Source organism: Paenibacillus lacisediminis (assembly GCF_046567315.2).
The window spans coordinates 367,037-390,971 of sequence record NZ_JBKIAX020000003.1 but is presented as its reverse complement, the minus strand read 5'-3'; the positions used below and the strand labels follow the sequence as shown (position 1 = coordinate 390,971).

Here is a 23,935-nt window from a genome sequence, read left to right as displayed (position 1 = left end):
GTCAAGAATTTTTAAATTTGATAGTTCAACTATCATGTTTGTAGCATACCTGAAGAAATTTTAATTTGCAATCGTTTACACGACCTTAAAACCGCAGAATTCTCAAGCTTGCTCAGAATGATATCGTGTCTATGAGAATAAAGAAACCGACTCGGAAAAGGAACCTCCCTTAGCATAATACCGCTCAATTCCACCGGGCAAACGAACTGTAAATGGAATCCCTGAAGGGGCCTGTCCCCATACGGAGAACGTCTCCTCATTACGCCGCCAGACCACCGATACCACACCAGTCGGTGTGTGCACTTCTCCGCTCATGGCTTCCAGATTTAACGGATCAGGCTCGATGATCAGCTCCGCCCAGCCTGGTTTCGCGGCTTTCACACCGAGCAGACAATGGGTAAATTCGTATAGCGGAAGAGCGCTCCATGCATGACAATCGCTGCGCGGCTCCCAAGGGGTCTCGGGCAGTGTCGTAATGTTAAGCGGCAGCAAATCTCTCCACAGGTTGAACAGTTCGATCGTCCGATGGTATAGTCCGGCTCTTTCCAAAGCCCGGAACAAGAAGAAGGACATGGAGAAGGAGCATTTCAACACTCCCGGTTCGTCCAGAGCCGAAGTCATGACCCGCTTGGCGCGTTCTTCCTTGCAAAGTCCGGCCAGCACGGCCCATAGCTGTGCATGTTGGCTGTACTGCTCAAATGCGGGTCCTTCCCGGTACATCCCTTTTTCCTCGGACCAGCATAAGCGTTCAATCGCCGCCAGAATCATATCCCAACGTTCTTGATATTCTTCACCTACCTGACTGCGCCCTGTCGCCGCGTTCAACTCGGCTCCTGCCTGCAGAGCAGCGGCATAAATCAGGTTATGAATCGTGGAAGGTCCCGTCTTGCAAGCGGAAGGCTCGCCTTCACGCCACTCCGGCACCCAATCGATATATTCCCAGTAACCTATCCGTTCAACAAGCCCGCTCTCGCCGATCCGCCGGTCGAACCAGTCCAGAATGGCATCGAGGGTAGAGCGATAACGCCGAACCAGCTTACGATCGCCGGTTTGCCAATAATAATCGCGCAGCATAAATATAAAATGTAGAGAAAAGGACGGAATAATCTGTCCCACCGCGCTGGGAAAACGGTCCTGCGTAATTCCTTCCGGGAGCAGAGAACTGTGGAAATCCTCCAAAGCTTTTTGAGCAAGTCCCGTATCGCCCCCTACACTATAGGTGAATAGCGCCTGAAGCCTGGTATCCATAATAAACTGCATTTGCTCGTAATAAGGACAATCCTCATAGGTCTCGTGCATGCACAGTTGCAAAGTTCGAAGACTGACCCGCCATAATGAATCGATCCAGGAAGCCGATGAACTTACGAACGACTTCGCTTCGAGCGGGTAGGCGCTCTCTCTGAACCAGGGACGCCGAATTAGCAGCGGCTGATCGGCCGTTCGCACTTCGATTCGAATGAAACGGAAAGCTCTCAGCCAGAACGGCTCATATATCTCGGATCTTCCCGACGGATAATAAACGTCCTCGTAGCCCTTGATCATGCCGTTAACGACATCGTCACGAACCGTATTGGACTTTTCATTGCCGGGTTGAAAATAACGCTCCGCATAACAAATCACAACGCAAGCACCATCGCCTTGATCCATCGGATAGGCAGGGTGACCCGTAGTCAATTCGCCCGCATCAAGCTCAATGACGGCTGTGGTATGCGGCGGTACTTCCACAGTGCCGTGATTATCCGCCAGCTGATCGAAACTCAGCGTGAAAACACCCGTCTGCCGAATCGGCATCTCGCGGACGAACTCGCGATGTTTCTCATATAGCAGAGGAATGGGACGTCTAACCAGAGGAAGCTGCGGCACGATAAACAGCGGATAAGCGTCATCCCTGCCCAAACACGGTTCCGCCACTTCCGCCGGGCTCCAGCTCCCGCCGGGGGTGGGAGAGCTTTTCCACTGTTCAGGAATTCGAGCAGCCTGTACCCGTTCCGCAAATGCACCCATGAATATCGTGTACTCCTCGTCCGAATGAACAGCAATTGCATCATCAACGGACACAAGCCATTCCGCCAGCCCGGTAGCCAGATTTGCCGTTGCTTCCCCCTCCTTATTCTTGCAAAGACCGCTTACCGCAAGTCTCGGACCAACAGGCAGCGTGGCAATCGTAAACAACGGCTGTTCGCTTCGTTTCGGATCATTGATCATATACGTATTCAGCGACCATACTTGAACGGCAAAAATGTTAAGTCCAGCCTTCAGAAAAGGGGTCGCATCAAACGTCTCATAATAGTGCCGCCAGCGGTCTCCCTTACATGGACCGGAAAGTACGGGCCGGCCGTTGATCCAGAGGCGGTATCGACTGTTCGCACTGATCGACAACTCCAGAGATACAGGTTCGTCCAGATGAACAACTAACCGATAATAGATGAATCGGTTTTCCTTCAGCTCCGGCGTCAGTTCTTTTTGTTCATAAGCCTCCCTTGACGGTTTAATCCAGTATGCTCCTGTCAGATGGCAAGCCTCAGGGTTGATCATCAAGGTCTCCTTTTCCGCGAGTGCCAGTTATGTCCGGCATCTCGATCACGGTAGTGTATTCCCCTCCGGACTCGATCCGGACCGATTGCCCGTCAGGCAATCGGAACGTGCAGGGGACATGCTCCGGCCATTTGGCGGATAAATGAAACTGCGACTGTTCCAGCCGCCATGCCGCATCGACGGCCCCCTGCGAGGTCATCACCCGTCCGGCAGCACGGTTCAGTCTGCCTATTCGGGGCTGTATGACGATTTCGCCGAACCCGGGAGCCGCCGCCTTCACGCCAAGCGTCTCGGCCGCATACTCATAAACGGGAACCGAGCCCCAGGCGTGGCAATCACTGCGCTGGCTGACCGTGTCTTCCATCCAGGTCGTCAAATTTTGTCCTGCCATCACTCTCCACGGTTCAAGCAAATCGTAAACCTCGTCGTACAAGTCCACTTCGGCCAAAGCGCGGAACAAATAGAAAGCCATTGCAAACGAGCAAGGAACAAAATCCGGATTCTTCAGCGAGATTTTCATTGCCTGTCTGGCCTCTTCCGCCGTGATCGTTTGGCTTAGCACCGCCCAGATCTGGGCATGCTGACTGAATGATTCGATCCCGGGACCGTCGGCAAACACTCCGTTCAGCGTTGATGACCTGCAGTGGGCTCTCACCGCCTCACGCATTTGCCGTGCGCGATCGCGATACTCCGCGGACACGCCCTTTCTGCCCGCATAAGCCGCCAGTTCCGCCGCCAATCCGAGCGCATACGCATACATCAAATTATAGACGGTCAATGGGCCGCGCTTGGCTGCTTCGGGCACTCCGAAATCTTCTTTCCAGCGATCCGCCCAATCGACAAAAGACCAGTATCTCGGATTCATGGATCCGACCAGGCCTCTGTCATCCCTTAACCGGTGGAAATAGCCCAGTACCGCATCAACGCCCGGCAAATACCGCTCAACCAGCACCCTGTCGCCCGCGAACATCATATGGTCGTAAAGCATCATAATCCAGTACAACGAGAAGCCCGGTATAACCTGCGGTGTCATGGAAGGATATCTCGATTGCGTTAACCCTTCCGGAAGAAGCGAGCTGTGAAAATCAAACAACGTTCGCCGCGCCAGCCGATCGTCGCCGGACAAATAATAGGTAAACAGGATTTGCGACCGCGTATCCATCACATATTGAAGTTGTTCGTAGTAAGGGCAATCTTCGTAGGTCTCATGCATACAGCGTCTTAACGTGCGAACGCTGATGTCCCATAACTTCGATTCGTTCGGGTCGGAGGATTGGTAGAAAGCCTTGATCTCCAGCGGATAACCGGTCTCCTTGTAAGTGAACCCGTGCAGGGTCAACGGCGCCGCGCCCGTTCGGATTTCCAATCTGATATAACGGAACGTCCGAAACCAAAACGGTTCGTATTGCTCCGGCGAAAAAGGCAAGCTTCTGCCGAATCCCGCCGGTCTGTATACATCCACATCCCCGTACAAATCGCCGTGGATGCTGTCCGTTCGATCCCCCTTGTTACGCAGCCAGGGAATCTGCACCGGTTCGTTCTCATAGCATTCGGCGCACATGAGCCGAATCTCGGAATCCTTCCCGCCGCTTAACAACAGTTCCGGATATCCGGTCGTCAATTCACCCGCATCGATATCTACGATCGTCTTTGTGTTCTCCGGCAGGACCAGTGCTTGATTGTTCCTTAACAGCTGAAGCCAGCCGGTCTCATTGGCGGATGATTGAAGGCGCACGACTCCCGTAAACCTTTGCGGCTTTTCATATAAAAACGGGATCGGCCGCTCCCGCAACTCCCACGGTTTCAATGTGCCGTGCTTAATATCGAAGGTATATGGAATCGCTTGTACCCAACCATTCGCCGCAAAGCCGGTTTCCGTCCAGCCGAATGGCCGTTTGCATCCATTGACGGATTCCGTAACGCCAAGAAACTGCGTATAAACCCCTTGTGTAAGAACGATCGCTTCATCCTTCAGACAGAACCAGGATTCATCGCTATACGCCCGGGCATTCTCTCGCTTTGCCTCATCAAGGACTGCCGCATGTACGTACAGTCCCGGCAAGCGTGTGCGCCATACCGACTCGTTTCCTCCCCCCGTATAGGGATAACGCAATACTTGAACGGCCAGCACGTTGGTCCCTTCGACAAGATCATTATGAACATCAAATGAATCATAATACCAGGTAAAACGATCCCCTTTGCACGGCCCTCTGCTGATAAGCTTTCCATTGACAAACAGGCGATAGCGGCTGTCCGCGGAAATCCGAATCGTGCACCGATAACCAGGACGATCCAATTCAAACGTTTTGCGAAAATACACAAATTTCCCCGTACCGTCCTCATCCTCAGCAGTCCATTCCGGATGCCAGATCCACCGTGCCTCTTCTTCCCATGCCGGATACAAGGCTTCGCCTCCTTTCTCCCAAACTTATTCTTTGACACTGCCCGATGCGACGCCTGAAATTATCCGTTCCGAGAAGATGAAGAACAGAATCAGAATAGGTATGGTCGCCAAAACGGAAGTCACAAGCGCGCTATCCATACTGAGCAGTATATTTGAAGTGTATTTCATCACAGCCAGCGGGATCGTCTTGACGGCTTCGTCCTGGAGAAGAATCAGCGGTAAGAAGAATTGGTTCCAGACGCTGACGGACAAGATAATGCACATGCTGACAATGACCGGGGAGGCAAGCGGAAACATGATTCTATAAAAGATCTTCCTCTCTCCCGCGCCGTCTATGCGGGCGGATTCGCTCAAAGCTTGCGGCAAGCCCGCAAAAAAGTTGGTCAATAGAAGCACCGGCATGGATATACCGGCCGACAGGACCAGGATGATGCTCCAAAGCGAATTGATCAGGCCCAGGTTTTTAATAATCAAAAATACGGGGATGACGCCAAGCTGTACCGGAAACATCAATCCGACCAAGAAATACAGCATCAAGCCTTGCTTGAATTTGAAGCTGTAACGTCCCAGACCGTAAGCCGCCATGGAAGCCACTACGATAATAATGGCCAAGGTCATCACCAAAATGAACACACTGTTCCAAAGGTTGACGCCAAAATGATCTTCACGAAACACTTTTACATAAGCAGCAAATGAAAGCGACTTCGGCCATCCGAGCGTATTGGACAGCATATCCTGCTTGGTCCGAAATGAATTCCAAACCAAATACCCGAGAAGAAACAACGTGAAGGAGGAATATACCCAAAAAATCAGCTTTGTAACATACAATTTCTTCATGTCTTTCATCTAGTGCCCCTCCTTCCGATAGGATAATTTCAGCTGAAGAAGAGCGACGAGGAAGATGATCGCAAACATGACACACGCAATGGTTGTGCCCATACCTACGGAATTGCTGCCCACCGTACCGCCCATCGCGCCGTTAGTTCCGAATGTGATCCGGTAAAAGAACAGCGTCATGACATCCATCTTATTATCGATTCCACCGCTGATGCCTCCAAGCAAATAACTGAAATCAAAGAGCGTCATAGCGGCGATATAGCTGATTACAGCAATATTCAGAATACTTGAGCGGATCTGCGGGATGATTACCGATACGAATCTTCTCCAGTAACCGGCCCCGTCCAAATAAGAAGCTTCCATGACCTCATCCGACAGCATTTTCATTGCGGCCACAAAGTAGATCATACTGAATCCCACACCCGCCCAAGCGTTGATTAAAAATAATGTAAAAATTTCATAGCCCGGCACGCCCAACCAATTTCGCACATGGTCGCCAAGCCCGATCATCGTCAGCAATTTGTTGAATATCCCGATGTTTTGATCAAATACGAGCGTGGCCATAAACACAATGACACTAGTCGTGATAAATTGCGGCGCAAAGATCATCGTTTGAAAAAAACGGTAACCTTTCACCTTCGTGTAAATCACATAAGCAAAATAGAGCTGGATCGGAATAAGTACGCCTACGTTAAGCACAACAAGAATCGCGTTATGCTTGAGCGCATTCAGGAACTGCCGTTTCAACTCGGGATTTGTAAAGAGCTCCACATAGTTTTGAAACCCGACAAAGTTGCTCGATCCGAAACCGTTCGAATGGAAAAAACTGAGTTGTACGGCAGACAAAATCGGATACACAACAAAAATCGAATAAAGCACAAATCCCGGGATAATAAACCAGATAAAGGGTCGTTTTTTAAACCACGGCAACAATGTATTTCCCTCCATTTGAAAGAAAGACGGTTAAGCATCGATGCACAACCGTCCGTTCATTACGTTATTTTGTCCGGAGCAGCGCTTCTTCCAGGATGTCCGCCGCTTCCTTGCCATCGATTTGGGAGGTTAGCAATTTGGGCATCACCTGTTGCAAGAAGATATCGGTAAGTTTCACATTTTCCGTCGAAAGATCCGTCAGCACGGAATAGATATTAAGGCCCAACGAATCAAATGCGCTTAGCTCCTTGACAGCCTCATCTCGCGGGGTAACATCCTGCATAATGGGGACGGCTCCCGTTGCGTTTTCAAACAATTGCTGGGCTTCCTGGCTGGCCAAAAACTTAACATATTCCGCCGCCTCTTTCGGATGTTTAGTCGCAGCCGATACCGCATACGTTGTAGCGTTGCTGAAGCTTTGCGGCGCGATACGTTGCCCTGTCTCATTAGGAATATAGAACCTGCCCAGATTCATCCCGGCGCCAACAAAAGTCGGATCGTTCCAAGTACCGTCAGCCATCATCGCCGTATTTCCATTGGTGAAAGCAAGCTGGGCCCCGGCATTGTCTACGGATGCCAAATCCTTGGTGAAATAACCTTTATCGGCAAAATCGCGAATCGTCTGAAACGCTTTTACAATGCCCGGATCTTGAAAGGTACCCGTGCCTTCATTAAGCTTGGACAAAGCTTCCTGAGCAGTGGCAGGCAACAGCGCAAAGGCGATCCACGCTCGTTCGAACTCGCTTTTTCCCGGCACGCTGAATGGCGTAATCCCTGCCGCTTTTAAACTCCCGGCCAATTGTACAAATTCATCAAGCGTCTTGGGAACCTCTAGTCCTTGTTTCTCAAACAAATCTTTGTTGTAATAGATTAATTGCGAGTCCATGAACGCCGGCGGCGATGCATACAGCACACCGTCGATCGTTGCGTACTTTATGGCGCTCCCATCATAACGGTTGGTATCCAGACTAAAATTGTTCAACGGGAGAAGCGCGCCACTTTCCGCGTACAACTTCATTTTAGGCGTCTTGTTGCCCTGGACGAAGAACACATCAGGCAACGAGTTGCTTTTAACTGCCGTATCAATCGCGGTTTCTGTGCCCGAAAATTGGTAATCCAATTTAATGTTCGGATGCTTTTCTTCAAACGCCGCGTTGATGGCCTTAAATGCCGATTCAAATGACGATTGATTCGCCTGGTCGCCCCAAACGGTTATGGTAACCTGTCCAGAGGCATCCTGGCCGTTGGCGCTATCCGCTGCTTTATTGCTTTTACTGCCTCCGCATGCGCTTAAGACCAGCATTGCGGCAACCGTGACGCCAATAAGCAGTCTGTTCAATGCTTTGCTTTTCATCGCTGAATCCCCTTTCAAACCGCTGTATTTTCTTTTCAGATATTATCTTACCTTCCGGTCGCTTCCCCACTCCATGCACATTGTTTTGCAATTGATGCCACTTTTTTCGAGATGAATTAAATCCGCACACAAAAAAACCGGAACCTATCATCCCGGTGAAAATAGATGCCATATTTTTCGAAATAGCTTTCATTTTTTTAGATGATCAGTACGTCGACGATCTGAATTCGGAGAGCGTTTTCCCTGTTACTTTTTTGAACACTTTCACAAAATAATTCGGATTGGGATAACCTACGCGGGAAGCCGCTTCTTCGGCGGACAGATGATGCTGTTTGATAAGCTCTTTCGCTTTATGAATGCGGACCCGCGTGACAAACTCCAGGAACGTCATCCCCATTTCCTGACTGAAGCGATGACTGAAATAGTTAACGTTCAGGTTAGCGGCCATAGCGGCATCCTCAAGACGGATCCCTTTCGCATAGTGTTCTTCAACATAAGCAAATACCGGTTTGAGCCATGGCTTGTTATTCCTCTTATTTCCATAAAACGTCTCATACGCTTCAATTGCCGCGATAAAGGAGCGTCTTAGCGCAGGCCAGGAATGAACGCGTTCCATCTCATCCCATTGGAACACCGATGAGTCAGGGGCTGTCACTGCGGCTGCCGTAAAGATAAAATTCACCTCCTGCTGCCGTTTAACATAAGCCTGGCCCATCCATCTGATCAATTCGAGCGCCTCTTCCGGTGTAGCATGCGCCCCCATCTCTGCTTCGATACGCTCCAGCCACGTTAAAATGTCAGCGATTGAGCACTTCTTAAGCAATTGGATAAATTGTTCTCTCCAAGCATGAGCGGCAGGCTGTATTCCGTTGGATGCGGAGGGTCCAAACATATAGACGCCCGCACCCTTAAAAAAGGAACGATCCAACATAAATTCCGCACAATGGCGCAACGTTTTGCATTGTTCAAAAGTGGCATCCCCGGAAATGCCCGCGCTTACGTTTACGTTAAGATTGTTTCTTACCGTTTCCGTCCAATCCCCGACCAGATCGGCAACAAATTGCATCTTGTTCTCCTCCGGTTTCGGATTCTGGATTAACCCGTGAAACACCCCGTAATCTATGCCTAGCGGAACGGCATACTTGGATTTGTTCATCAAATCGTGCAGCAGGTAGCCAGCAGCCAACAAGTCCGATTCCGAGTATGGATTGTCCTCAGTCCATTCCCGAAACGACACCCAAAATAAGGTATCTCTTTCATGAAACAGCTCTGATAATAATGGGTAATTATGCAGCGAAATTGGGGAGGCGGGCGCAACGATACCTGACAATAATCTGGAATGCATTATAAGACGTTGTTTCTCGTCGTGAAGAGCGGCCGTTCGATTCACCTGCGTTTGCTCCACAGCGTTTTTCGATTTCTTGGCCGTCAATTTGTTTAGCAACGCAATCAGCTCTTCAGGATTAAATAGATGTTTGGGAATGTAATCTTGAACCCCCAATTGCATCGATTTCCGCGCATACTCGAATTCGTCGAAACTGCTCAGGATAATGATGATCATGTCCTGATCCGTTTCCCTGATCTTCTGAATCAATTCCAGTCCATCCATTTCAGGCATCCGGATATCGGTAAGCAGAACATCCGGATAGCCTTCCACACAGAAAGCTTCCCACGCCTCTTTTCCATTCCGGTATACGCCAAGACTTTCATACCCGTAAGTCTGCCAATCAATAATCGTTTGAAATCCTACGCGAACCAACGACTCATCGTCCACGATCGCGAGCTTGAGCATCTGTATCATTCCCTCCTTCTTTCAGAACAGGCAATTTCAGCGTTACGGTTGTGCCGTAGCCGATATTACTGGTCATTTCCAGCCCGAATGGGGGGCCATAATGGATGTCGATCATTTCCTTCACATTGGATAATCCAATGTGTTTGTTGTTATTCCCCAAACTCAAGTCTTCACGGATTTGGATCAGCCTTTCCTTAGAAATACCATTCCCGTTATCATGTATGGAAAGAAGAAGCATATGGCCTTGAACCCGGGCTTCAAGCCGTATCTCACCGGCATGATCTATGGAAGACAACCCGTGTACGATGGCATTCTCCAGCAAAGGTTGGAGAAGAAATTTCAATAACCTGTGCTCGCCGATACCCGGTTCCAGATGGGCAAAAAACGCAAAATTGTGATATCGCACTTGCTGGATTTTTACGAATTCCTGCATAATGCTCACTTCTTTGTTCAGGGTAACCAGTTCATCCGCATCCCGAATGGTGTACTGCAAAAGATTGCTTAAGGCGTCAACCACTTCCCGGATATGATCCTGTTTGCGGATCATCGCCATCCAGCGGATGGAATTTAACGTATTATACAAAAAATGAGGAGACAATTGATTGCGAAGTACTTTATGCTGCGCTTCACGCTTGCGTTTCTCGCTTTTTTTTACTTCCTCTATTAAATTGTAAATTTCATACATGATGGATATGAACGTATCATTCAGCTCCGCAATCTCTTTGGCGCCTTTGAATTTGCTTAGCTTGTTGGGATGCTCCCCCTTGAGTCCCTTCCTCATATTTTTGTGCAGCTTTGCGATCGGAAGCGCTACGTCCATACGGATCAAGTAAAAAGCAATGACACCTACAATAAAGCAGCCGCCCGCCAGCCAAGCGGCAATCATACTCAAACGATAAACCGTTGCATATAAAGTTGTTAAGGGAAGATTTGCAACAAGCTTCCATTCATTATGGGCCAGCCATTTTTCGGATTGCAGGGATTCCGTGACGAGTTCGGTTGGCTCAGCCGGTTCTTCCGCTAACAAAGTTTGCCGGTCAACCAATTTAAATGTCGTGTTGGGCCCTGCCATCGCCGAGTTTAGAATGTCTTGAAACGAAGTTGGACTAATAACGAGGTAAAATATTCCGATAGGTTTAAAGTTATCGTTCTTCAAGACTCGTCCCAATCTAAAGCCGTTGCCCTTAGCGCCCCCTTGAGAATCGGACTTTAAGGGCGCCCAATATGGCTGCCCATTCTCCTTAGTGATTTCCGATAATTCCCGGGGATCAAGCGGCTGCCCAAAATCTTTGCCAAGGGTATAAGTGCCTTGATTCGTGATGAATACAAGGCCAAGGATCCCGTCATCATGAAAACCTCCGGTAATCGGCAAAACGTATTTTTCCAAGGAACGTTGAATTTCGATTTGTTCGAACTCATTATCAACCGATCCGGAAAGAATGGTTGTTATTTGAGATACCGTTAAAATGCGAAGACTTAGATTATTATAGTTTTCTATGGCTGCGTCAAGTTTATCGACCGTAAGACTCACGATCGTGTCCGAGTATGCTTCGGCATTTTCCCGAATAGCCGCATTATAGTTATTGGCGAGAAGGCCAAGTCCGATCATGGAAGGCAATACGAACAAAGGCAGATAGAAAAACAGCAGTTTTTGAGGCAAACTCCATCTTTGCCAACTGCGTTTAAACGAGATTTTCCACGATAATTTTCTTAGCTTTATGATGTACAATTCGATTGAATTCGCTTTCAGAAGAGGTTTGTCCGTTCGATTCGACATTTCTTCCCTCTCTCCTTTCGTTCGAATCTCGAACTAACGTCCATTATACACCGTTCAGGGCACGAACAGTAAACACTGAGCCAATGAAAGTGTATCAAGGGCAACATAAACATGCCGCAACGCTCGAAATCTTCAACGCATCAAAGAAAAAGCAACTTCGCCCCTAGTAGAGGCGAAGTTGGGAACGGGTGAAAAAAATGGGGACCGAATATTGAACGGCGGAAGCGTCAATCCGCCTGAACGGCATTGTTTAAATGGTTGAGCAGTCCTGCGAGCCCCTCTTCCGTCAAAGTGCCGCCGGTAAACGGAAGCAGTGCCCGTAGCGGCATGTAGCGCATCATTGCCATCATCATGTCGGAAGAAACGGCATTGGACGGCTGTGCGGAAGACGGTGCCATACTCTGCATCTGGGCCAAAACCGGCATCGCGGCTGGATGGCTCATGATATCACCCATCGTCGTATTACGATGGAATTTCGGCACAATTTCGGCTGTGGATTGAACCCGGATGGAGGCTTGCAGCCGGATATCGCGGGAGGAACTGCCGATAAGCACGTGAAATTCTCCCGTCTCAACATGCCAGTCCGCCAACTCCACGTTGTAATATGCAAAACTTCGCTTATCCAGTTGGAAGGAAATCGTTTTCTCCTCTCCCGGCTCCAGCGCCACCTTGGCGAATCCCTTCAGCTCCTTCTCCGGACGGATTACCGCGGATTCCACATCCCGTATATATAACTGAACGATTTCTTGGCCGAACCGTTCTCCCGTATTGCGCACTTTCACGCTTACTTGGGCCGTTTCCTGATCGGTCATGCCGCTCCGGTCCAGAACGAGATCGGAATAGGCAAACGTCGTATAGCTTAGTCCGAATCCAAACGGGAACAAAGGCTCGATCTCTTTCGCATCATAGTAACGGTAACCGACAAAGATACCTTCGCGGTATTCCACCCGGTCGCCTTCGCCAGGGAAAAAAGGATGTGACGGATTGTGTTTCAGATGCTTCGGGAACGTCTCGGCCAGCTTACCGCTCGGGTTAGCGTCGCCGAATAGCAAATCTGCGATCGCGCCGCCGCCGGCCTGGCCACCCAAGTAAGCTTCCAGTACGGCCGACACGCGGCCGAGCCAGGGCATGACGACCGGCGCGCCGTTACTTAAAACTACCGCAACGTTCGCTTGGACGGAGGCGATCTGCTCAATCAACTGAATCTGGTTCTCCGGCAAGTTCAAATGTGTGCGGTCATAACCTTCGGACTCGTACCGATCCGGCAGCCCGACGAATAAAATCGCCGCATCGGAAGCGGCTGCCAACTTTTTCGCTTCTTCCAGAAGCGCTTCGTCCGAATCGTCGCTTTCCAGCGGATAGCCTGGAGAATACAGGACTTCAGCCCCGCCGGCCGTCTTCTCAATCTCCTCTCGAATGTTGTCCAGCTTCGTCGGGTTGATATGCGAGCTTCCGCCCCCTTGGTAACGGACTTGTTCGGCCATGGTTCCGATGACGGCGAACTTTCCCTGCTTCGGCAAGGGCAACAGCCCGTTCTCGTTCTTAAGCAGAACCATCGTCTCACGGGCCGCTTCCCGGGCGAGCCGATGATGCTCTTCCGGATCGTAGGCAGCATCGGCTCGCCGGTTGTCGACGGCTTTGAAAATCACCGACAGAAGCCGCCCAACCGCACGGTCAAGCGCTGCCATGGACAATTGTCCGTTCTCCACCGCCATGGCGATCTTGCGCGGGCCTTCGCCGTGGCTGGACGGCATCTCCAGCTCCATACCGGCGGCCACGCTGGCCGCCGCTTCGTTCACGGCGCCCCAATCCGACACGACGAAACCCTCGTGTCCCCATTCTTCCTTCAAAATACGCGTAAGCAACGTCTCGTTCTCGGAGCAATACGTCCCGTTCAGCCGGTTGTACGCCGACATGACGGTCCATGGCTGCGATTTTTTGACGGCCATCTCGAAGCCGGTCAAATAGATCTCGCGAAGCGTTCGTTCGTCCACCACGGCATCCGTCGTCATCCGGCGATGCTCCTGATTATTGACGGCGAAATGCTTTAAAGACGAGCCGACGCCTTCGCATTGCACTCCCGAAATATGAGCGGCCGCAAGTTCGCCGGTCAGGTACGGATCTTCGGAGAAGTATTCGAAGTTCCGGCCGCAAAGCGGCGAACGCTTGATGTTGACGCTGGGTCCGAGCACGATAGAGACGCCCTCCGCCTGGGCTTCTTTACCTATGGCTTTGCCGACATTTTGGACGAGCTCGCGGTTCCAGGAACTCGCCAACCCGGCGCCAGGCGGAAAGCAAGTCGACGGGATGCTTTGGTTTAGTCCCAGATGATCCGACTCTCCCGCTTGCTTGCGCAAGCCGTGCGGTCCGTCAGTCATCGTTATGGACGGAATGCCCAGCCTTTCGATCGCTTTCGTCGCCCAAAAGCTATCCCCCGAGCACAGGCCGGCCTTTTCCTCCAATGTCATCGCGGCGATCAGTTCGTTAATGTTTCTTTTCACTTAGGCTTCTCCTCTCCTGATTCATTCTCACCGTTTTAAACGATGGATAAGGCGGTCAGCTTCTCATCCAAATCGTCGAGCATTGTTGCTTCCATCGGGTAATAAGCCGACAGATCCCTTAACGAAGCCTCGCCGATCGAAGCTTGAAGCGTATCCGGGTTAAGCTCCATGCCGTGCGGGAGCAAGCTTGCGATTAGTTCTTTTGCCTTTTCGTGATACAGCAACTCGACTAGCGGCGTATGCGTGCTCAGCTTCTTGATATAGCTTTTCGTCGGCGTATATTGGATAACGTAGCTGCCGCTAACCAGCTCGAGATGCGTCTCCTCGCCATGCTGCGCCCATACCGCTCCGCTTGCCTCAAGCACGGCGCCGTTAATCGTAACTTCCACCGCATTTGCGTAAGGCAACCGAACCTGAGCCTCGGCGTTGAACGGAATCTCAAACCGGAACGCGAGCTTACCTTCCTTGTCAAACGACCATTCGCTTTTGTACAACCCTGCAGCGGTGTTGACGCTGGCTTTGGCCCACTTCAAGCGGTAATCCGGCTTCGGAGCCAGTACAGCCCGGCGGAAACCCGGCGATTCTTCGGTCGGGTTGATCCCCGCCACCGTCCGGTACATCCACTCGGCGATTGCCCCGTAAGCATAGTGATTCAGTGAGTTCATGCCCGTGCTGCTGATCGTTCCGTCCGGCAAGAGCGAATTCCAGCGCTCCCAGATTGTCGTAGCCCCCAGCTTCACGGCGTAGAGCCAGCTCGGATAGTCGTCATTCAGAAGCAGCGTGTAAGCCAGATCGTTGCTGCCGTTATCCGACAGGACGCTGTTTAAATACGGGGTGCCGACGAAGCCGGTGCGCAGATGGTTGCGGTCGATCTTCAGCCGTTTGCGCAGCGCCTCCGTTACTCTCGCTTTGAAGGCGTCCGGAACGAGGTCCATGTACAACGCGACAGCGTACGCCGTCTGAGTGTCGAGGGCCAGGCGTCCATTTTTGGAGAAAAACTCGTTCTCAATCGCCGCCTTCACTTCCTCCGATATGCGCCCGTAATAATCGGCTAATTCCTCCTTGCCAAGCACCTTGGCTGCTTTCGCCAGGAGGAGCGAGGAATGCCGATAGTAGGCGGAAGCGATAAAGTCCGTATCGGTACCGCCCATAGGGGAATCCGGATTGCTGCCGTCCAGCGCCAGCCAATCGCCAAAGTGGAAGCCGGTCGTCCACAGCCTCCGTCCGCCAGATTCCTCGTCGGCCCGAATGATGTAATCGACCCACGCTTTCATGCTCTCGAACTGCTGCTCCAGAATCGCCTTGTCCCCGTAATGAAGGTAGACGTTCCACGGGATAATCGTCGCCGCGTCAGCCCAGGCGCTTGAACCGCCGCCCTGCACGTTCGCTGCGGGAATGACCATCGGGACCATCCCGCCGCGTTCCTCCTGCTCGAGCGCCATATCGTAGCCGTACTTCCGGAAGAAGGCATATGAATCCATGTTGAAACAAGCCGTTCCGGCAAATACCTGCGCATCTCCCGTCCACCCCATGCGTTCGTCGCGTTGCGGACAATCCGTAGGAACGTCCAGGAAATTGCCCTTTTGTCCCCAAAGGGCATTCAGGAACAGGAGGTTTACGAGCGGGTCGCTCGTTTCGAAGCTGCCGGTCTCCTCCAAATCGGAGTATAGGACGCAGCCCGTGAAGTCGTCCGGATTCAGTTCGTCCGGCCAGCCTTCCACCTTGACGTATCTGAAACCGAAGAAGGTGAAGTATGGCCTGACGACCGCTTCCGTGCCATCGGCCGTATAGACATATTCCGCCTTCGCCGTACGAAGATTGTCGCGATAGAAGTTTCCATTCTGCAACACCTCGCCGTGCTGAAGCCGGATGACCGTCCCTTTGGGTGCCTGCGTGCGGAAGCGGAGCCAGCCGACCATGTTTTGCCCCATGTCCAGTACCGTCTCGCCTGCCGGCGTATGAATCACTTGGGCCGGCTTGAGCTCCTCTTTGACGACAACCGGCAAGCTCAGCCGCGCCATGAGCCGATCAAATCCCAAATCGCCTTCGCGAACCGGGAAAATGTCGGACGACTCGAAGGTCGCGTCGAAAACCTCCCCATCGTACAAATTGCCGCTAATGATTTTGCTTTTGGCTGCCGTCCAGTCCATATCCGACCCAATGACAACCTTCGTTCCGTCCTCATAGGTCGCCACGATTTCACACAAAAGAGCAAATTCATGGCCATAAATCTCCGACGTATGTCCCTCAAAACCGAATCTCCCTTTATAGAGACCATTGCCGAGACAAACCGAAATCCGATTCTCCCCTTGCTTTAGCAATTCCGTGATGTCAAATGTCTGATACTGGAGCCACTTTTGGTACGCATTGAAATGGGGCGTAAAATATTCATCCCCAGCCTTGACGCCGTTTATCTCCATTTCGTATAAACCCAACCCGCACACATAAGCGCGCGCCGAAACCACTTCTCTCGACAATTCGAACCGGCGGCTTAAAACGGGATGAACTTCCTTGTCTAATTCGGGTACGATCCATTTTGCCGCCCATGGTTCGTTCATTTTTGCCGTCTCGAACCAGGCTGCTGAGCTACAGGCATGATCGCCGTTGTCCGCCCATACCTCGACGCGCCAATAGTAGCGAGTTCGCGGCTTCAGTTCAATCGGCAATTCAAAGGCGAGATTGTCAATATTCTCCCTTTTTCCGCTGTCATAGACGACGGCCGAGAACGCTTCATCGAGCGCAACTTCGATACGCGCGGCAGCTTGCCTCTTCCCTGCTGTCCCCGCTACGACGTAAGAGAACCTAGGCTTATCGAGCGAGAACCCCAGCGGGTTGATGATCCGATTCGTTTTCATACGAGTGATGTGCATGTTGTCTTTCTCCTCCTTTGTTGTATCTTTCTTTACGGCGACTCATCCCTTCCTAAATTAACAAGACCGCCGGCGCAAAACTATATGAAAACGCGTCAAGCTAAATTGCGTTCCCACGCTGGCAGTAGCGGCGGAAAGCTCCCGGTGTCATACCGCAATAGTCGCAGAACAATCGGTAGAAATGATACATATCGTAAATGCCGACATATTCCGCAACCGTCTGTACGCTTAATCGGGTGAATTTAAGTAAACCGCAGCTATGGCGAATGCGGATTTCCTGCAGCAGCTGTTTGTATGATCTTCCCGTTAACGATTTAAATTTTCGTTGGAAATGACGTGTGCTCATGGCTGTCCGCCGGCTAATTTCGCCGACGGAAATCGGGTTCATAAACCGGTTTCCGATATGATAAAGCGCTTGATGAATCGGGCACCCGTCATCCTCAAACGATTGCAGCTTCGCTTTGACCGGATGGGAAAGAAAAAATTCCATGAACCGTGTCCATAACGGAATCAGACCTCCTTCGGAAACATCCGGCGATTTCCCCTGATACGGGGACATAATTTCGAGCAATTGGAGCAATTCCTCTTGATGCTTGGGGAGCACCCTCCATTTCAAAGGAAGAAAAGGTGCAGCCATCCCCAAACTCTCCGTACAGTAGACGTACTGTTTCAACTCCAAACCGAGAATTGATGGACTGGTATCCATCGCATTTGTGAGCTTCGTTTCGGACAGCGGAACGATATACAGTTCGCCTGGAGTTATGGGGACGTTCATGTAACCCAGGTCATGTCTTCCTTCTCCTTTAATGACGTAGACGATGATCACAAAGGGCGGATTTTCATGCATATCGATAACCCCCTTATTCTATAGCAATACATCGTGTCTTAGCCGATCAATTCTCGCCTGCGCTCCAGATCGTCCAAGATGCGCGTATACTGCTTCTCCAACGAGTAGAACAGAAACAATACAGCGATGCAAATATAAATGACTAAAGGAATGTAGATATTCAATGTGATGATCATCTGCTTTGCCGATTCCGTCTGAACCGCCGCTCCCTCCTGGTAATGTCCCCAGGCAAGAAGCCAGCCGATGATCGCGGTCCCGAACGCCGTCCCGATTTTGCCGCCGAAGGCGTTGACGCTGTTGGTCAATCCGACGATACGCTGTCCATGCTTCCACTCGCCGTACTCGATCGTATCGGTTCCAAGCGGGGCAAGCACGACCATGAGCGGTATCATGCCAAATGATTGAAACACCCCGCCGATCAGCCCTAACGGGATGCTCGTTAGATCTACAAGACGGACGGCGATACCAAGCACGCCGATCACAAGTCCGATCACCGCCGTGTTGCGTCTGCCGAATCGTTTGATCGCCGGTCCGGAAAGCAGAAAGACGACAACAACGGGGATGAAGCCGATCGCTCCCAGGATGCCGACCAGATTGACGTTGTCCCAAATGTATTTGGCAAAATACATGCCGGCCGTATTGGATAACGCGAACAAAATTTGGGACAGGATACTAACGGCAAAGATGATCAACCAATACTTGTTTGTAAACAGCAGTTTCAACCCCGTATGGAAAGGCAAGGTTTTCTTGACTTCGCCGGATTGCTTCAATTGCCCGGTACTGTATCTCTCTTTCGTCGAACGGAAAGCGATATAGATGCCGAAAGCGGCGATTACGGCGAATATCGCAGCGAGCAGTGTCCACTGCTGCGGTCCGCCCCCCATCGCGTTAACGATAGGGATAAATCCGATGGCCACGATCATCCCTGCCAAATAGCCGGATGCCGCACGATAAATGCCCATCAGCGATCGATCCGCAGGACTTTTTGTCGTAAGCGCCATCAAGCTGTTGTAAGGAATCGCGATTGGCGTATAAATACATACGAAGAAAATCAGATTTGTTGCCACCGCATAGGCGACCTTAACTGTCGGGCTTGCGTCAGGTACGGAAAACATCAGGACGATCAAAACAAGTAACGGTATGGACATCCACAGCAGCCAGGGCCGCGCCTGCCCGTGTCTGGAACGGGTCCGGTCAACCAGAACGCCCATTCCGATATCCGCAAAAGCGTCGATTGCCTTGGTCAACAGCATAATCGTTCCGACCAGCCCGGCGGAAACCCCAACAATATCGGTGTAGTAATACGTGATGAGCCCGAGTAAACCAGTGGCAATATTCAGGGAAAATTGCCCCATCGAGTCTCCCATCAAAGCTTTGTTGCTTAATTCTCTTTTCATATGCTGCCCCCCACGAGAGTCTTCAATTGAACGTTGAACTTTTTTTGGAAAGCGCTTTCTTATTCAGTATACTTGATGGGTTTACTTACTAATATTAATATTTCAAGTTTTATGTTGATTTTTCAAGATTTGATCTGCTACTATGGGCTTATCCATTTCCAGACAGGTGGGTGATTCATCATGGTTCTACTTACGGACATCGAATACGCAGCCAAACTTCTTTACGATGCCTACAAAATACCCGTTCAGTATGCGGATGCCTCGCAGGGCATTGTGATCAACCATCGATCTCATGCGCTCATCAATCCGGCTTATCCGTCCGCCCAGGCATTCATCGCAAGCGTGATCGGAGAAGAAGACGCTCTTACGCAGCCTTTGCTCAAGGTAACCCATTTCATGGAACACTATCTGTTGCTTCACGTTGGTGAACAGAAAAGGACGGGGACTTTGATTATCGGCCCTACACTCGCGACCAACATTTCCAAGGAAGTCATTTCGGGGATACTTCTGGATCATCAGGTTCCTATGGATATTCACGAAAAGATACAATCTTACTACGGTCAACTGGCCCGAATCAGTATGGACGAATGGCTTCATATTGGCCAACTTGCCGTTTATTTATTATTTCAAGAAAGGATCGACAAACTTACGCTTTCCGAACCGACTCTCTCAATGAACCTGGAACGCACTGTGGAAAAGGACCTGCAGTCTCGCAGGCTGGAAGCGGAGTTTCACATGAATCATCGGCTTGAGCAGCAAATCTGGCATTGCGTTCGGGACGGGGACCGGGATAGGTTGACTGAGCTTTTAAACCGCATCAAGCCCGAAGGCTGGGGTCTGTTATCAAAGAAAAGCCTGATCCGGAATATCAAAAATCAAGCCATTGTTTCGGTGGCGCTCGCCACGCGCGCAGCGGTGGAAGGCGGACTTTACCCGGAAATCGCTTATACCATGAGCGATGCGTTCATTCAGCAAATCGAGGATACCCGCGAAACTAATCGAATTTATTTTTTGTCGAACAAATACTTGTACGATTTGACCGATCGCGTTCACGCCAATAAACAAGACGCCCAAACCCGGGCTGTGGCCGTATGTAAAAATTACATTTTCAATCATATTTTCGAACGGATCACCGTTCATACGCTTGCTCAATTAGTGCGGCTGCATCCGGTCTACCTGTCTCACTTGTTCAAAAAAGAAACCGGTCTCCCCTTAAACCAATACATTCAAAGGGAAAAGATCAGGGAAGCCCAAAAGATGCTCGTGCAATCGGACCTTTCGGTCACCGAAATCTCGGGGTTGCTGCAATTTAACGATCAAAGCTACTTCACCAGCATTTTCAAAAAACTGACCTGCGTCACTCCGAAGCAATATCGGAAAAATCCTCAAGCTTCCTTACCCTTCTCTGAAGGAGCGCCACTTTGAGTAGTGAAATGTCAAAGCGGCATAGATATATGCCTATGCCGCCAAGTTAAACATCCTCGATATTGAATTACAATTTACGTGCCTGAATCTATTTTCGCTTTCTTAATAACATGCAATCCGTTCCCAAGGTAAATGGGTTCATTGTCATTAAGCAATAAAGTTGCCGAAATATTCGGCGGAATTTGAAGTTTTAGCTCTAGGGTCTCGTCATCTTGTTTCCATTCTACCCCAATTAATCCGTGGACACTTTCATAAAAACCGCTTGCAAAGGTAAGCCGACAGGAAAAATCAGGATTTATCACAACATTCTCATAAGCAATTCCTTTCTGTTGAATGCCGAGCACCCTCCGATAAATAAAGTCACCGACGCATCCGAAAGCATAATGATTAAAGGAACAGCCCGCCACCTTACCGTCATGCCGAATTGCGTCCCACGATTCCCACATGGTCGTCGCCCCGTTTTCGATTTCATACAGCCAGGACGGATATTGATTCTGGTACAAGAGTTCATATGCGAGATTCCGGTGGCCGTTTTCGTATAAAACCTCTAATATATGCGGCACCGACATGAACCCGGTATCCAATCGAGTTCCATTTAAACGGATAAGTTCGACGAGTTTTTTCACTAAGAGCGGCCTTTTTTCATCAGATACCATGTTCATATGCAAAGCCAGCACGTAATTTCCTTGCAAATTATTATTCAAGCTGCCGTCTTCGGCAACAAACTCCTCCTCGTAAGCTTGACGAATTCTTTCGTTCAGGCGAGTATATGCCTCTGCCTTATCCATGTATCCAAGTTCCCGGCAAATCCGACTGAAAATATCAACAGTGTTCGCATAGAGCGATGTACAGATAAAATCTTTGGTTAAATACGAAGACATTGGACCATCCGCGAACCCGGATTCGTTCAAGATACTAGGAACTAACCAATCCCCCAAATGAAAACCCGTATTAATGATGTACCGTTGATTTTCCAACTGTCTTGCCTTCATGTCAGCCGCTTCGGGAGGAAGTTCCGCAGCTACCTTTTCCAGGTGCCTGATCCACTTTTCCATAGCATCGAAATGCTCTGACAAGACTCTGATATTACCGTAGGTCTGATACAACTCCCATGGCAGAGTCAAGATCACATCGCCCCAACCTATTGAACTAGATAAGTGCATATGAATGTAACTTCTAAGTTTAGGGGCAATATTGAGTATTTGCCCATCTTGCAATTGATCTGCTTTAAGATTTCGGATCCACGGCTCGAAAAAACCGATAAGATTTTGGTTAAACAATGCCGTTTTGGCATAAATGAGCACGTCTCCCGTCCAACCCGCTTTTTCTCTAGTCGGACAATCTGTGGGAATGCCGATCATATTTGAACGCTGACTCCATAAAATATTGGATTGAAGCCGGTTGAGTCTCTCATCCGAACAACGAAAATCTCCCACAATTTCGTTATCCGAACTGATGGCGACAGCCTGAAAATGATCGGTTTTCAACTCTCCTGAATATCCCTTTACTCGAACATAACGAAACCCATGGTACGTAAATTTCGGTGTAAAATTTTCTTCCCCCTTACCATGACAGATATAGATGTCTGTTTGTTTGCGATGATCGCCTAAGAATGGATAGAAAAAATTTCCGTACTCGTCCAACGTTTCACTGTGTTCGAACACGATCTCCATACCTTCGTATCCGGTAATTTGTGCTCTTATTGTACCAGCGATGTTCTGCCCGAAGTCGACAACGGTGTCTCCATTGGGCGTGGTTAATATGCTCTGTGCGTTAAGCACTTCAACAGCTCGAATAGGTGGGTTCGTCTGAGCAAAAAACCGATGCTTATCATCTTCTCTCACACGAACCGTTGCCCATGCCGAATCGTCAAAACCCGCAACGGAATAGTCATTCATTTCCAATCTTGCATCGTATTTAACGCCGGTAAATAAATCGGCGAAACGATAAGGACCGTCGTGTGAATAGCGGAAAGTTTCGTCTGACCGAATCGTTTCACAAGTATTGTCCTCGTAAGAAATCTCCAACTGCAATAACAAACCGGGTGCATCTCCGTAATCGTTCCCACGACCGATTGCCAACTTGCTTTTGTACCATCCATCCGCGATGGTTACGCCTAGCGCGTTCCTGCCAATAAAAAGATGGTCCGTGACATCACAGATCTGGTATTTCAAAAGTTTATCATAAGAAGTAAACTCCGGGCAGAGGAGCGCATCCGTGATCTCCCTTCCGTTCACTTGAATATCGTAAACTCCGTGCGCCGTCATATATATTCGTGCTTTTTTTATGTTTTTGAAGATAGTGAATTCTTTGCGCATCATGACCGCCGGATGGTACGGCTGTAATGGCAGATTCGCCATAAGCGCGTCCATATCGACGTATTCCGTTTGTTCGCCTTTCATCATTTTACGGACGAATTCATTCCAGATCTGCTCCGCAGTCGTATACGGATTTTGCTCTAGTACCGCTAAAGGCTCTGGTTCTACAAAGGAAGCCATCCAATCGTCTTCATTAAAAAATGCGGTTTCAAATGTATTTTCTTCGCTTTCCGCATGATTTTCGTCGTTATCCCATACCCAGATTTGATACCTATATTCCGTACGGGATACTAAAGGAATACCTTCGTATGGAATCGCATATGTTCGCCTTGATTCGACCCGTCCACTGTCCCAGACGACATGCTCATCTTGAGACACGATAATCTGATAGGCTTTTTGAAAGGTATTACGTCTATCCGAAGATACCCTCCAGCCAAATACAGGCACCTTACTGTCGATGCCAAGCGGATTCGTTAAATAATTGCATTGAACTCGGGTGATAAAGAACATATATAAATCCTCCATTCCATTCGGAAGTGTACTGAGCAACTGACCACGGCCCTAGAATGAATTTTCGCCGAGCCCCCGATTGTACTTTTACAAGTCATGCTTCCTTGCAGTATGTTTGATTGTCCGTAACGTATTAATCATAACAAGACGCCAAAAAAGAAAACGATGTGAAAACGCGCCATATTTAGAAGGTACATGCAGATTTCGATTAATAGTTAAGAAGAACACTACACGGTCTCTTCCTTTGCCGTTCCATCTTTCGAATGTCATTCTCCTTGTCGTTGATGGAAGCTAGTCGGGATTCTGCATTTTAAATCACGATTCAATACAAATAAAAAAACTCATCCCAATCTTAGCCACAAATATGCGGCCATTAAAAGTATGTAAAACAAAATTTTTCGCAATATTAACGATGCTGGACTTTAGTCGAGGTCC

At 49.7% G+C, this 23,935-nt stretch carries 13 protein-coding genes; 1 reads left to right on the top strand and 12 read right to left on the bottom strand.

Translation table 11 applies throughout. From position 1 onward, the window contains the following. Positions 1–129: 129 nt before the first annotated feature. The 11 genes from ACLD72_RS07920 to ACLD72_RS07870 form a co-directional block, all read right to left on the bottom strand. A complete protein-coding gene (locus tag ACLD72_RS07920; RefSeq protein WP_410998906.1) occupies positions 130–2,535 on the bottom strand; it encodes an alpha-L-rhamnosidase-related protein in 2,406 nt (801 codons plus the stop codon). After that, on the bottom strand, positions 2,522–4,939 hold the full coding sequence (locus tag ACLD72_RS07915) for an alpha-L-rhamnosidase-related protein (RefSeq protein WP_410998904.1): 2,418 nt from the start codon (positions 4,937–4,939) through the stop codon (positions 2,522–2,524). The genes ACLD72_RS07920 and ACLD72_RS07915 overlap by 14 nt, the downstream gene beginning before the upstream one ends. Before the next feature lie 24 nt (positions 4,940–4,963). Next, positions 4,964–5,785, bottom strand: a complete 822-nt coding sequence (locus ACLD72_RS07910) for a carbohydrate ABC transporter permease (RefSeq protein WP_410998902.1) — start codon at positions 5,783–5,785, stop codon at positions 4,964–4,966. Continuing rightward, positions 5,786–6,706: a carbohydrate ABC transporter permease gene (locus ACLD72_RS07905; protein ID WP_458475683.1), complete on the bottom strand. Its 921-nt coding sequence runs from the start codon at positions 6,704–6,706 to the stop codon at positions 5,786–5,788. A gap of 67 nt (positions 6,707–6,773) precedes the next feature. Then, the gene (locus ACLD72_RS07900; RefSeq protein WP_155620067.1) at positions 6,774–8,063 is read right to left on the bottom strand and encodes an ABC transporter substrate-binding protein; all 1,290 of its coding nucleotides are present in this window, start codon (positions 8,061–8,063) and stop codon (positions 6,774–6,776) included. Positions 8,064–8,268: 205 nt separating this feature from the next. Continuing rightward, complete coding sequence (locus ACLD72_RS07895) at positions 8,269–9,855, bottom strand: response regulator (RefSeq protein ID WP_410998898.1); 1,587 nt, start codon at positions 9,853–9,855, stop codon at positions 8,269–8,271. Beyond that, positions 9,827–11,632 carry a sensor histidine kinase gene (locus ACLD72_RS07890; RefSeq protein ID WP_410998896.1) on the bottom strand — a complete coding sequence of 602 codons (1,806 nt, stop codon included), beginning with the start codon at positions 11,630–11,632 and terminating at the stop codon, positions 9,827–9,829. The genes ACLD72_RS07895 and ACLD72_RS07890 overlap by 29 nt, the downstream gene beginning before the upstream one ends. A gap of 227 nt (positions 11,633–11,859) precedes the next feature. After that, complete coding sequence (locus tag ACLD72_RS07885; protein ID WP_410998894.1) at positions 11,860–14,133, bottom strand: beta-glucosidase family protein; 2,274 nt, start codon at positions 14,131–14,133, stop codon at positions 11,860–11,862. Between the two features lie 35 nt (positions 14,134–14,168). Next, entirely contained in the window at positions 14,169–17,003 is a 2,835-nt protein-coding gene (locus tag ACLD72_RS07880; RefSeq protein ID WP_410998892.1) for a family 78 glycoside hydrolase catalytic domain, read from the bottom strand. Positions 17,004–17,103: 100 nt separating this feature from the next. Then, positions 17,104–17,850, bottom strand: coding sequence for a helix-turn-helix transcriptional regulator (locus ACLD72_RS07875; RefSeq protein ID WP_410998890.1), 747 nt, complete (start codon positions 17,848–17,850; stop codon positions 17,104–17,106). A gap of 38 nt (positions 17,851–17,888) precedes the next feature. Continuing rightward, positions 17,889–19,247, bottom strand: coding sequence for an MFS transporter (locus ACLD72_RS07870; RefSeq protein ID WP_410998888.1), 1,359 nt, complete (start codon positions 19,245–19,247; stop codon positions 17,889–17,891). A 180-nt stretch (positions 19,248–19,427) separates the two neighbouring features. Here ACLD72_RS07870 and ACLD72_RS07865 point away from each other — a divergent pair, with 180 nt between their 5' ends. Continuing rightward, positions 19,428–20,672, top strand: coding sequence for a helix-turn-helix domain-containing protein (locus ACLD72_RS07865; protein ID WP_410998886.1), 1,245 nt, complete (start codon positions 19,428–19,430; stop codon positions 20,670–20,672). A 74-nt stretch (positions 20,673–20,746) separates the two neighbouring features. Here ACLD72_RS07865 and ACLD72_RS07860 read toward each other — a convergent pair whose 3' ends face one another. Further along, entirely contained in the window at positions 20,747–23,500 is a 2,754-nt protein-coding gene (locus ACLD72_RS07860) for a family 78 glycoside hydrolase catalytic domain (RefSeq protein WP_410998885.1), read from the bottom strand. Between the last annotated feature and the right edge of the window lie 435 nt (positions 23,501–23,935).